Here is a 12532-nt window from a genome sequence, read left to right on the forward strand (position 1 = left end):
GGTTTGACCACGGGGTCCAGTAAAAATGACCACACAAAATGTTGTTTATATAGATCCTGCGATCAAGTCGTGGGATGACAACCTAATTGCCGATCAAGTCACGGTATGACACAGTACAAAACTATTATGTTAAAGATAAAACAGGAAATATATAAAAATAGCTTACAAATAATATTAAAATTGCTGTTTGCTTTGCTATGTTTTTTTATAATATTATTTCCGTTAGTGAGTTATAAAATAAATATTCAAAGCAGAATCTTTCCGGCGATGGAAATTATATTTATTTATTATTTTATGTCGTTATATTCCTTAAATATTTTTAACATATTTTTTTTCGGTCTATTTATAGATCAAATAAGTGGTATGCCTATCGGTACAAATTCGCTAGTTTTTTTATCGGCATATACGATTTATAAATTATCTTCAAAATATTTTGTAGCTAAAAACTATTTAATAAATTTCATTATTTTTTGCGTTTATTGTTTATTTATATTGAATTTTAAATATTTACTAATAACAATCAAGAAGCTAGAAGCAGACGGATATTTAATAATTTTCTTTCAATTTTTAACAACTATATTTTCTTATAATATAATTCGTCTTATACTTGACTCTCCTATGAATTACTTTAAAAAGTATGCTAAATAAGAAAATACTACATGGTGAGTTAATTTCACGAAGAGCCTTTATAATCGGATTAGGTAAACTCGGATTTTTATCGTTGCTTGGAATAAGAATGTTTTATTTACAGCTTATTAAAAGTGAAGAATATAAGACTTTATCGGATAAGAATCGTATTAATTTCGTTGTACTGCCACCGACTAGAGGAAGAATTTACGATTTAGACGGCAATATTTTAGCTACTAATAAACCATGTTATCAGCTAGTCATAGATAGGAACATTAATAATAATTATAGGGATGAATTAGAGATAATTAGTAATATTCTAAATTTATCTCCGGAAAAATATAATTATATTAAGCAAAAAATTAAAAAATCTAGTCGCCACACTCCTTTAATAATATTTGATCAGCTTGATTGGCAGCAAGTATCAATGATTGAAGAACAAAAGCATAAACTCGCTTCAATATTTATTGATATAGGTTATTTAAGGTTTTATCCTTTTTCAAGTGTTACTTCTCATTTAATCGGTTATCTTGGTCAAATAAATGAGCAAGAGAAGCAGGAATTAAATATACATAGTTTAAGCAATTTTAATATCGGTAAATCCGGTATTGAAAAATATTACGATAACAAACTAAGAGGAGCATTTGGTTATAAAAAAGTTGAAGTAAACGCTTACGGTAAGCAGGTAAGAGAAATAGCAGGAACCCCTACTAAATCGGGTGAAGATATGCATTTAAATATCGATGCATCTCTTCAGCAAAATATCCAGCAATATTTAAATCCTAAAGGTTCTTCGGCAATAGTTATGGATACTAAAACCGGAAATGTACTAATTTGTGCTTCCACCCCAGGTTTTGAATCAAATCATTTCAGTAAATTATCGGAAAATTATTGGCAAAGTTTAATGAGTGATCCTTATAAGCCTTTAATTAATAAGGTAATACAAAATTCTTATCCTCCAGGCTCGGTTTTTAAAATAATTACCGTACTTGCAGCCCTTGAAGTAGGCATTAATCCTAATAAAACCGTTTTTTGCGACGGTAGCTCTGCTCTTGGTACTAATAGCTTTAGATGTTGGAATCATAGCGGACACGGAACGTTAGATATGATGTCTGCTTTAAAGCATTCTTGTAATATTTATATGTATGAATTAGCAAGAATAGTAGGTCCGGATAAAATTCTTGAAGTTGCAAGAGAATTTGGCCTCGGCTCAAAAACCGGTATTGATTTAGCTCCTGAAAGTAGCGGGTTTGTACCGTCAAAAGAGTGGAAAAAGAAAAAATTAAAGCTTCCTTGGTCAATAGGAGATAGTTTTAATTTAGCAATCGGACAGGGGTTTCTAGGGGTAACGCCGATGCAGCTTGCAAGGTTTATTACAGCTATTGCAAGTAACGGTAAACTGTATACGCCTAGAATATTAAAAAATGATCCGGAATTTTATAATGTCAATATTAAGCCCGAAAATATCACAATAATCCAAGAAAGTTTGTATAATACCGTTAATGTTGCGGGAGGTACGGCGTATTATAATAGAATTTTAGGCAAAAATAGGCAGCTCGCTGGTAAAACCGGTACTGCGCAGGTGCAAGGCAAACTAAATGCTAAAGATGATTTAAGCCGTAAATCTATTGCTTGGGAGAGGCGTAATCATGCCTTGTTCTTAGGCTTCGCTCCTTATCACGATCCTAGTTATTCCGTTACCGTCTTTATTGATCATGGCGGAGGCGGTAGTAAAGCCGCCGCCCCTGTAGCTCGTAAAATTATGTCGGATGTGTTGGATAAGTATTTATAGCTTTTTTCAGTTTGTAGTTTGTGCTATTATGTGTCGTAATGTGTTATTAATTAAAGATAGGTTACAAGATGGCAAGACTGAATTTAACTATTTCGGACGAACTAAATAATAGTTTAGCATAGTCAGCAAAAAACTTAGACAGATCAAAAGGGCTATAGTATGTAAAGCAATTGAATATTATCTACAGGAAATACAAGAAGATTCAGAAGAGGCTAAAATTGCTTTGCAAAGAATTTAATGCTCCTGATTTTAAAACTTACACTACTGACGAAGTTAGGGAATGGTTAAAAAAGAAAAATGTTTAAAGTTATATGAGAAAATAAGGCATGTGCAGAATTAGCTGAATTGTATGGTATCCAGAAAACAACTTAAAATACTAATATTATTAGTATTTTTAACTAGACCCCGTGGTCAAGGAACTAGGTGACAATGGCAAAACTGATCCATGCGGATAATGCTAGCCTTATATAATTATATCTTAACTCATATCAAAAAATACTTTATTTTAGTTAGTAGTTTGTGTTATTAATAACTAGGCTTTGCGTGCGGAAAATTAAATTAATCTATTTTTTGTTGTAAATCATAAGATTTTTTTGAAATAGGAATAACTATTATTGCAAAAATCTTATTAATGTTCTTTTACAAAACTTAGGAATTATTATAGAGGTATATATATGTCTAAGAAAAAGCAGGACGATCAAATAATAAAAGAATTAGAAGAAAGACTAGCAAAACTTAAAGGCACTCCTCCATCACTTGAAGAATTAGAAGAAAGGTTTGCAAAGCTCCAAGATAGACCTTATATCCCCATAAAAAAATCTGGTAATGAAGTAGACGAGCTAATTGAGCAGCTGCAATCTGAGCTTAAACTAGAACAAAAAAGTAAAAGCCTTAATGATCAAAAAGACCAAGCAATACGTGATAGGCTAGATAAATTAAGAGAAGACAGTCCTATAACGCAAAAAAAGACACCTATAGATCTTTCTTTTAATGATACTAAATCAATAATTACCGATACTATAGATGCTCAGGCAGATATAGCTAGTTCATATGCTAATCGCTCTACCGAGTTAGAGGAGAAAAAAGCATTACTCCATTTAGCTAATAATCTAACTGAAGCGAGAGATATTATTAGGGATATACCCCCTATATCTAAAGAATATGTGCCTAAACTATTAGATGTTATTGCTAGTGGGTTAGGTAAAATTTATGAAGGAATAAAGAAAATAGCTTCGCCTGCAGTTAATATTATAAAAGAAATAGGTAGTAGTCTTGTTAATTCGATTAAATCACTTCCTCACAAATCTTCCAAGCAACAAATAAAATTAAAGAAGTTATATAGAATATATGTTGATTTGAAAGGAATAAAGCCAAAGATAAAAGAAGAGTTTCTTAAAAAACATTATGAGCGAATTGATCAGCTGCAAACTCCTAAGGAAATATTTGTAGAAACTGCCAAGATTACTAAATCTATAAGGATCGCCGGAAAACAAAAGATAAATACTCTTAAACAACAACAAATTATTAATAGAATGAAGCAGCAAAGTCCTACTGCTTTTATAAATAATAATTCATTTACACCGTCTAATACTCCTACTAATAAAGCAAGGTCTTCCAAGAGCAACCAAAGGTAAATGCTGTGTTATTCCTGTGAAAGCAGGCATCTAGAAAAATAACCCTTAATATTGGACAAAATTATACCTTTAACAAAATAAGCATATAAAAAATTTTTTATATGTTTTACTAGATTCCCGCTTTCGCGGGAATGACATAAAGAGCATTTACTGATCCACGCAACAATGCCACGCGGGGATGACATACTGAATATTCGTATAAGGACCAAGGTATTTAAAGATTATTCTACTCCGTTCATTCCGCTTGTCTTAGCTTTATCAAACGAAGTATCTTTAATTGCTGCTTCGGTAAAATCGGCATTTGTTAGGTCGGAGTTATTAAAGCCCACCTGATCAATTTTAGCTAATTTAAATATACTATCTGTTAATATTGAGTTTGAAAAATCTGTTTTAGTAAGTATTGCTGCAGAAAAATTAGCCTCTTTTAAAATAGAATTTTTTATTACCGTATTTGTTAGGTTAGCATTTTTAAAGATACTATTTGAAAAATCTACTCTATCAAATATTAAGTTGCTCAAGTCAAAATTTGTTAAATTCATATTTGCTAAGTGAGTTATTTTTTGCAAATCTTTTACCGAACTTATTACTATATTATTTGGTAGAATTTTGCTCGAATTATCACTATTTAAAATAATATTATTAGAAATATTAGTATTAATAAAACCGGAATACGCTTGGTAGTTAATATTATTTATTTGCGAATTAGAAAGGACGGAATTAATAACCGCAGTATTTGTTAGATTGGAATTTATTAGAGCTACTTGGTTTAAATTGCCTAAAGTAATTTTAACATCTGAAAAATTTACGTTTTGTATTAAAGATTTAGAAAAATTTATATTATTAAATTGTCCGTTAGTTATATTTGAGTTTATTATTTCACTGCTGTTTAAGTCAGTATTAATCACTATAAATTGTTTAAAATCATTATTGCTAAAAATATTATTAGTATAGCTAATATTATCTAAAGTAATATTTGAGCCTTTAGTTTTATTAATCCTTACAAAATTAGCATTACTATTTTTTATTGATAAATTATTAAATTTATTATCGTTTAGACTCATATTATTTAATATCGCATTATCGATTTTAAAATGATTTAAAACTGAACTACTAATTGTACTATTTTGTAAATCACATTTAGTAAGGCTAATATTTTGTAATGTTGAATCTTGAAAGGAAGCGTATGAAAAGCAAGAGTTATTACTTTGTACGTTATTAAAATTTACTTCATTAAAAATACTTTGTGTGAAGTTAGAATCCTTAATTATTACTGCTGTTAATGTAGTTTGACTTAGGTTGCTAGATTCAAAATAATTATTAGTAAAATTGGTATTATTTATTACACTTTTTTCTAAATCCGTACCGTAAAATATTGAATTTGTTATATTAGTATTTTTAAAGCTATTATTCTTTAGGTTAGCTTTTTGAAAATTAACACCGTCGATAGTATTATTGCTCCATAATACATGACTAAATTTAGAATTTTCAAAGTTAACATTTATTATAGTAGTTTTATTAAAAGCAGTATCGCTAAAATTTGATTGAACAAAATTTGTATTTTGTAATGTTATATTGTGAAAAATTGAACCTTGAAAGTCAGAATTATATCCGGAAATATTTTTTATTACCGAATCTGCAAAATTACTTTCTTGAATTATAGCATTTGTAAGTATTGCTTTGTCTAAATTGCTACCTGCAAAATCAGCACGTGATATTTCGCAGGAAGTCAAATCTATTCCTGATAAATCTTCATTTATTAGCTGTACTCCTATTAATTTTACTCCTTTTAAATTTGAACCGAACTTCTCTTTAAGGTTCACTTTAAGGTTTTTAGAATTTTGCGATATTATATAATTCCGAATTACCGTACTTTGGCTGTCCGTAAGTAATCCGTTCGCATCACGAGTAGATTCGGAGCAGCTGCTTAATAACAAATAAATCGTAATTATTGATATGACTTTAAGCATTTGCTTCCTCATATTCTTCTTCATTTATTCTATTTGTAGGAGGTATATGTAAGCTTAATAATTTTAATTTACGATGCAAAGCCGATCTTTCCATACCGACAAATGAGGATGTTTTTGAAATATTATTATTAAAACGACTCATTTGTGCCGATAGATATTGACGCTCAAAAACTTCTCTAGCTTCTCTAAGCGTCATAGATAACATATCAAAGCTATCTTCAAGTTTTGTAAGATTAGTACTATTTGCTAATATTTCAGAAGGTATCATATAAGGTTTGATAATTTCATTATTACCTGTAGTTAACGGATTCATAATTAAAGTCCATTCAACAACGTTACGTAATTGTCTAATATTGCCCGGCCATTCATAGGATTGAAGAGCAGCAATAGTTTCATCGGCAAAGCTACGTTCTTTTAAACCTGAAAATTTTGAAAGTTGCTTAACAAAATACTTAACGAGTAGCGGTATATCTTCTTTTCTTTCATATAATGAAGGTACTTTTAGAGAAGATACATTAAGGCGATAATATAGATCTTCTAGGAATTTGCCGTTATTAACTTCATCTTGTATATTTTTAGAAGTACCGGTGATAATTTTTATATCAATTTTAATATTTTTTCCGCAAGGTTTTGTAATAGTTTGATCTTTAAGGAATTTTAATAATTTTACTTGGATAGGAATAGGAATATTACTGACCTCATCTATATATAAAGTACCGTTATTGGCAAATTCTAAGATAGTAGGGCGTTTATTATTTGCCTGCTTTTCCGATTCGCCGAATAATTCTTGATTGATTTTTTCCGTAGTCATACAGGTAGGGCTGAAAATAATGAACGGATTATTAGCCCTTTTAGATTGTTTATGAATTAATCTTGCTGCAAGTTCTTTACCGCTACCGACTTTACCGTGAATCATTATACGACTGCTAGAGCTAGCTGCCTTTTCTATGGCCATTTTATATTTTAAAGTTACCGAACATCCGCCTACTAATTCAGTTTTATCTATAACCTTTGATTTTAAATCTATATTTTCGCGTTTTAACTTTGTGACTTCACAAGCTCTTGTAAGTAAAATAACTAATTTATCATTATTAAATGGTTTTTCTATATAATCGTAAGCACCCATTTTTATAGCATTTACTGCTGTTTCTATAGTACCGTGACCGCTAATAATTATTACCGGCATTAAAGGATAGCGTTTTTTAATTATCTCTAAAATCCCAAGCCCGTCAATTTCGCTTCCTTGAAGCCAAATATCAAGTATAACTGCAGAGACCGGTTTTTCGGAAAGTATTTTAAGGGCTTGAGTACTATTAGCGGCAACCTTAGGGTTAAAACCTTCATCTTTCAAATTTGCAGCAATGAGATTTCGTATACTCTCTTCATCATCTACTATTAAAACATCTAGTTGTGACATTACAATTTACCTTAAAAATATTAATACTAGGTTCTTGCGTACGATTTCTAATTGATTTACTATTTTACGATATTTTTTAGCGAAAATTAACAAGATTTTTGAAAGAATTAGTTATTCATTTTTCAAAAAAATCTTAAAAAAATATCGTAATTTGCAGCAAAAAATAGTCAAAATTAAATCTTTTTAGAAATCGTACGTAAGAACCTAAATATATAGGTTAATGCCGAATGTAAAAGAAAGCAACATTTTTTTATAACATTTTTGTCACAATAGCTATTTATAATGTAAAGGTTGGCTAAGATTACATAATATTAAAATTATTTAAGTAATTTTAGTTAATTTTATTTGCAGTTTGTAGTGTTATAAATGATTATATATAATGAGAGGGGTAGGATATCCAAGTCGTCATTGCGAGCGAACGTAGAGAGCGTGGCAATCTCATGAAATAATAACAAGCTTCTGAGATTGCTTCGTCAATTACTTCGTAATTTCCTAGCAATGACGACGATTGTGTATCCAACAGTAAAACTGATTTTAAAAATTATGCTTAACATCTTTTTAATTATTATTTCATTATTTATTTGCTTAATAACCTACCTATTTATCAGCAAAACGGATATTTTTACAAATTTATTGATTTTAAATAGCTTCACGACTTTAGTGAGCTTATTGATTTGTTGTTTAGGTTTATACTCAGGCAATAGTTCATATTTGGATATAGCAATTATTTATTTTCTTCTAAGCTTTATAGCAACAAACGGATATTTAAAATATTTCATAAATGAATCGAATGAAAACAAAACAGATTGATAGACATCTTGCCAAATTCGCTTATAGAGAGGAATTTGTAGGAGACACGAAACGCAGCACCGCAGCGTACACAAGCGTACGTGAGGATGCGAGTATCGGATCGACGCACAAATTACCTCTAGAAGTAGAGTGTGAGAAGATGTCTAATACGGTAATTTTAGGATGCGGTCTTAGCGGCATGTTAACGGCGCTTTCTTTTGCACAAAAGGGTATAAAAACTACTATATTCGAGAGTAAATCGGTAAAAAGCCCAGAGTTTTTTAAAGATATAAGAACTACTGCTTTAACGCCGCATTCTAAAAATTTCTTATTCTCTATTGATATATGGGAAGCGCTTGAGAAGTTTGTAGCAGAAATGCAAGACATATATGTAGTAGATAATAAGGCTTCAGAGATATTAGACTTACGAAATGACGCTGACGCTGTACTTGGATATGTGGTTAAGAATAGTGACTTTAAAAAAATGCTATTGTCAAAAATAACTAATAATCCGTTGATAACATTAATTGATAATAATCAATATCAAGAGGTTATAAACCATAATGACTACTCGATTATAAAATTTAATGATAAACAAATTAAGTGTAATTTATTAATTATATGTGACGGAGCAAATTCAAAAGTGAGGTCTCATTACTTTGCTAATGAAATTGAGAAACCTTATCAAACTGCTCTTACATTTAATATTAAGCATGAAAAGCCGCATGAAAATTGTGCTATGGAGCATTTCCTGCCGCTTGGTCCTTTTGCTTTGCTGCCTTTAAAAGATCAATATGCTTCATCCGTAATATGGTCTACTTCTTCTGATCAGGCTGCTTTAATTGTTAATTTGCCTGTAGAAGAAGTGAGGTTTTTAACTCAAAGAAATGCCGGTAATTCCCTAGGTAAAATTACTATTGATAGTGAGATTAGTAGCTTTCCACTAAAAGCCCGTATAGCAAATAGATATTTTCATAACCGTATAGTGCTTATTGCCGACACTGCCCACACAGTACATCCGCTCGCCGGACAAGGGCTTAATCAGGGCATAAAGGATATAGAGATTTTGAGTATGATAGTTAGTAATAATGGCACATTACAAGAATATCAAAAGCTAAGGCAAGAGGATAATTTTATTATGTATAAGCTGACTGATGAGTTAAATAATATTTTTTCAAATTATTCCACAAATTTAAGATGTTTAAGACAAATAGGATTTAAGGTGATAAATAATTTTAAACCTGTAAAAAACTTGATTACTAGCTATGCGATGGGGAAGAGGTGAGTGTTCTTTTGTATCATTTCTAGCTAGTTCTGATGTCATTCCCGCGAAAGTGGGAATCCAGTAATCAAGAATCGATAAAAGCATTATTTGTTTATACTTTTTAAAAGATGGATTCCCGCTTTCGCGGGAATGACATAGAATATGAAATAACATAGAACATAATTTTATGAGATATGCGTGAGTAAAGAAAATTTAAGCAGTAAATCATCTATTAATACTCCTGAAGAAGGAATAAAAAATGTAGCAGAAGATAATAAGCTTAAATCTTCAATAAATACCCCTGAAAGAATAGAGCTTTTAGAAGCAGCACAAACAAAAGCTTTTGAGCCTCCACAGGAGAACGGCAATCGTGAAATAAGCCAGCAGGAAAAAGAACGCTGCAAGAGGATACGGCACTTTACGGTGCTAGAGTTGCTTGTGCCGGAATCGCTGCAAGTGGAGTAGCAATCGAAGTGGTACAGGAGGGCAGTAAAGTTATCGCTAGTCCTATTCATATTAGTAGTAAGGAGTAATTAACGTTGGAGAAAAAGCAGCAAAAGCTTATGATCCGGTTGATACACTTCAGCAAGGTGCAAAAATTAAAGAAAAAGGTCCCCCAAGTCCCGGTTTAGCCGATAAGGCATTAAATAAAATCAGGACACTACCCGGTGGTGAAATTGCAGCAAATGTTCTAGAGAAAACATAGGTAGTAAAGCAGTAAGACGTGCTGCTAGAATTGGCGGCGTTGCAGTATCGTTAGTCCTTAATCCCACTCCAGTCGGGGTTGTGGGCTTGCTGCACTTTCTTTATCAGCCGTTGCTTATAATGTTGGAAAAGAAACTTTAGAAGTAAAAGAAGATAAGTGTTTAGATAGAAAGAAAAAACTTTAGAAAATATTAAAGCTAATTATGTGAAGCAAGCAGAGTTAGTAGTTACTACTTGAATAGATAAAGCAAAAGATAGCCCTGAACTTAAAAATGTCTTGGATACTCAATTACCTAAAATTTACCAAGAAAAAGTTGAACCTGAAAAATTAAATACAACTAGAACTAAAGAGATTTTAAAAGTAATACGAGTACTACCTTAGAAACAGTATCTTTAGTAGCACAAGCAAGTTCTGTAGGCGGTATTATAAGCGCTTTAGTAGCAGGTGCTATTGGAGGAGGAGCTAATTGTAATAGGTGAAGGAGATGCTAATTTAGTGCGTATAAAAAAGATAAAATAAATAGTTTAAAAACATAAATAGGAAATTATGAAGATAAGAAAGACTTGCTTGAAAAAGAAAGGCAAGCAAAAATAGATACCAAAGCATTAGAAGAATTTTTAACTATACCCCCTAAAATTGATCAATTAAGTGAAGGGCAGCTAAGAGAGCATTTTAATGTAACTAGAGCAAAGGTTGCAGCGAGACATGAATTTGCTCCTCCTGCTAAAAAAACTAATTTTGAAAAAGTTAAATCGGCATTAAAAGTAGGAGTCGGTTATTTTGTTGAATCGCAATTTGGTGATTTAAAAGAAATATACGGTAAAAAAGAAGAAACATCTCAATCTTTTATAACTCTAAATGTTAGCAATAAAGTAAAACCTGAGCAAAATAAAGCTCATGAGCAAGCCAACATATGCAAGAGAATTTGTCATGCGGCAAGGGGGGTCGTTATGGTGTTAGCTCACCATCATCACAATCAACACCGCATGCTTCTAAACACCATGAATCTTCAAGAGGATTTTAATTGTTAATAAAGACTTATAATTATCTTATAGATTATATCTTGCCGCAGAGATGTTTAAGCGGTGCAGAAATACTAGGGGGAACGGTGAATTTTGTAGCGATTATTGGAAGAAGCTAGAATTTATAGCAAGATCCTATTGTAGTATATGTGGACAAAGATTTAGTATAAAAATCTTAGATAACTGTATTTGTAGAAATTGTTATAGCAACAAACCTAATTATGAGTTTGCTCGCAGCTTATTTAAGTGTAATTAGCATAGCAAAAAAATAGTTCATCAGTTTAAATATCAAGATAAGACGATATTTGCTAAGACCTTTGCTAAGCTTTTATATAATAGATATAGCAGCGAGGATATAAAAATCATACCTGTACCTATGAATAGCTTTAAGAGGTTACTACGAATGTATAATCCTGCTTATATTTTAGCTATGGAAATTGTAAAAGTTACCGATAAAATGTTAAAAGCTGATATTTTAACTAAAGCAAAATGGACTAAGTCTTAGACTTTTCTCTCACGAAAACAACACAAAAATAATATAAAGGGTAGTATCAAATTTAACACAAAGTATAATATTGTAAGTAAAAAAATCTTATTAGGTGATGATGTCGTTACCACTGCTGTTACTATAAATGAATGTGCTAAAATTTTACTACAAGCCGGGGGTGGCGTCGGTCAAAGTCTTAAGTGTTGCTATGACATAACGTCATTGCAAGGGGACGTGGTTGTGTATATCGAAAAACACACTCGATGTCATCTCTTGGCTTGACCACGGGATCCAAAAAATAATAAAAAGTTTTAGTATTTTTAACTGGATCCCATGGTCAAGCAACGGGGTAACACAGAAGGTAACTTATACAAAATGAAATAAAAAAAGTTTGTATTATCGGTGCGGGAGTAATGGGTTCAGGGATTGCAGCGTTAATTGCTAATTCCTCTTATAAAGTAGTGCTGCTTGATATTATCGCTAAAGATTCCAATGATCCTAATAAAATAGTTAAAACCGCTAAAGAAAGTTTGCATAAACAAAAACCCCCATCTTTATCTTTTCCTGATAAAGCAAATTTTATTACCATCGGTAATTTAGAATATGATTTAGATTTAATGAAAGAATGTGATTTAGTGATTGAAGTTATTGTTAAGAAGTTAGAAATCAAACACCAATTATATAATAAAATTATTCCTTATCTTAAAGAAGATGCAATTATTGCTTCTAATACCTCTACATTACCGCTTAAAAGACTCAAAGAGAATTTACCAGATAATATTAAATCTAGATTCGTTATTACGTATTTCTTCAATCTGCCAAGATAA

11 protein-coding genes and 1 pseudogene are annotated in these 12532 nt (G+C 31.2%); 10 read left to right on the plus strand and 2 right to left on the minus strand.

Annotated elements, in window-relative coordinates; genetic code table 11:
* Positions 1 to 126 precede the first annotated feature (126 nt).
* The 3 genes from GCO76_RS00285 to GCO76_RS00295 all read left to right on the plus strand — a co-directional run bounded on the left by GCO76_RS00285 (position 127) and on the right by GCO76_RS00295 (position 4053).
* Complete coding sequence (locus GCO76_RS00285) at positions 127 to 648, plus strand: hypothetical protein (protein ID WP_014120901.1); 522 nt, start codon at positions 127 to 129, stop codon at positions 646 to 648.
* The gene (gene mrdA, locus GCO76_RS00290) at positions 638 to 2419 is read left to right on the plus strand and encodes a penicillin-binding protein 2 (protein WP_410955790.1); all 1782 of its coding nucleotides are present in this window, start codon (positions 638 to 640) and stop codon (positions 2417 to 2419) included. The genes GCO76_RS00285 and mrdA overlap by 11 nt, the downstream gene beginning before the upstream one ends.
* A 674-nt stretch (positions 2420 to 3093) precedes the next feature.
* Positions 3094 to 4053 carry a hypothetical protein gene (locus GCO76_RS00295; RefSeq protein ID WP_410955791.1) on the plus strand — a complete coding sequence of 320 codons (960 nt, stop codon included), beginning with the start codon at positions 3094 to 3096 and terminating at the stop codon, positions 4051 to 4053.
* Between the two features lie 221 nt (positions 4054 to 4274).
* On the opposite strand, the gene GCO76_RS00300 is transcribed toward GCO76_RS00295, so the two are convergent.
* Together GCO76_RS00300 and GCO76_RS00305 are read right to left on the minus strand one after the other, a co-directional pair.
* The gene (locus GCO76_RS00300; protein ID WP_410955792.1) at positions 4275 to 6020 is read right to left on the minus strand and encodes a pentapeptide repeat-containing protein; all 1746 of its coding nucleotides are present in this window, start codon (positions 6018 to 6020) and stop codon (positions 4275 to 4277) included.
* A complete protein-coding gene (locus GCO76_RS00305) occupies positions 6013 to 7437 on the minus strand; it encodes a sigma-54-dependent transcriptional regulator (RefSeq protein WP_024704602.1) in 1425 nt (474 codons plus the stop codon). The genes GCO76_RS00300 and GCO76_RS00305 overlap by 8 nt, the downstream gene beginning before the upstream one ends.
* A 543-nt stretch (positions 7438 to 7980) precedes the next feature.
* On the opposite strand from GCO76_RS00305, the gene GCO76_RS00310 reads away from it, so the two are divergent.
* The 7 genes and pseudogenes from GCO76_RS00310 (at position 7981) to GCO76_RS00340 (ending at position 12532) form a co-directional block, all read left to right on the plus strand.
* Complete coding sequence (locus tag GCO76_RS00310; RefSeq protein WP_081497974.1) at positions 7981 to 8247, plus strand: monovalent cation/H+ antiporter complex subunit F; 267 nt, start codon at positions 7981 to 7983, stop codon at positions 8245 to 8247.
* Positions 8228 to 9511, plus strand: a complete 1284-nt coding sequence (gene ubiH / locus GCO76_RS00315) for a 2-octaprenyl-6-methoxyphenyl hydroxylase (protein ID WP_410955793.1) — start codon at positions 8228 to 8230, stop codon at positions 9509 to 9511. The genes GCO76_RS00310 and ubiH overlap by 20 nt, the downstream gene beginning before the upstream one ends.
* Before the next feature lie 177 nt (positions 9512 to 9688).
* Positions 9689 to 9955 carry a hypothetical protein gene (locus GCO76_RS00320; RefSeq protein WP_410955794.1) on the plus strand — a complete coding sequence of 89 codons (267 nt, stop codon included), beginning with the start codon at positions 9689 to 9691 and terminating at the stop codon, positions 9953 to 9955.
* Between the two features lie 133 nt (positions 9956 to 10088).
* Positions 10089 to 10380, plus strand: a pseudogene (locus GCO76_RS00325) (hypothetical protein).
* 379 nt (positions 10381 to 10759) lie between these two features.
* A complete protein-coding gene (locus GCO76_RS00330) occupies positions 10760 to 11227 on the plus strand; it encodes a hypothetical protein (protein WP_410955795.1) in 468 nt (155 codons plus the stop codon).
* A gap of 367 nt (positions 11228 to 11594) precedes the next feature.
* Positions 11595 to 11723, plus strand: coding sequence for a competence protein ComF (locus GCO76_RS00335; RefSeq protein WP_410955796.1), 129 nt, complete (start codon positions 11595 to 11597; stop codon positions 11721 to 11723).
* A 350-nt stretch (positions 11724 to 12073) separates the two neighbouring features.
* Entirely contained in the window at positions 12074 to 12532 is a 459-nt protein-coding gene (locus GCO76_RS00340) for a 3-hydroxyacyl-CoA dehydrogenase family protein (RefSeq protein WP_410956433.1), read from the plus strand.

The sequence above is a fragment of the Rickettsia koreansis genome (assembly GCF_046532895.1).
GTDB classification, from domain to species: Bacteria; Pseudomonadota; Alphaproteobacteria; order Rickettsiales; family Rickettsiaceae; genus Rickettsia; species Rickettsia rickettsii.

Coding starts and splice junctions, on each gene's coding strand:
- GCO76_RS00285 (WP_014120901.1), top strand. CDS start 127: ATGTTAAAGATAAAACAGGAAATATATAAAAATAGCTTACAAATAATA.
- mrdA (WP_410955790.1), top strand. CDS start 638: ATGCTAAATAAGAAAATACTACATGGTGAGTTAATTTCACGAAGAGCC.
- GCO76_RS00295 (WP_410955791.1), top strand. CDS start 3,094: ATGTCTAAGAAAAAGCAGGACGATCAAATAATAAAAGAATTAGAAGAA.
- GCO76_RS00300 (WP_410955792.1), bottom strand. CDS start 6,020: ATGCTTAAAGTCATATCAATAATTACGATTTATTTGTTATTAAGCAGC.
- GCO76_RS00305 (WP_024704602.1), bottom strand. CDS start 7,437: ATGTCACAACTAGATGTTTTAATAGTAGATGATGAAGAGAGTATACGA.
- GCO76_RS00310 (WP_081497974.1), top strand. CDS start 7,981: ATGCTTAACATCTTTTTAATTATTATTTCATTATTTATTTGCTTAATA.
- ubiH (WP_410955793.1), top strand. CDS start 8,228: ATGAAAACAAAACAGATTGATAGACATCTTGCCAAATTCGCTTATAGA.
- GCO76_RS00335 (WP_410955796.1), top strand. CDS start 11,595: ATGAATAGCTTTAAGAGGTTACTACGAATGTATAATCCTGCTTATATT.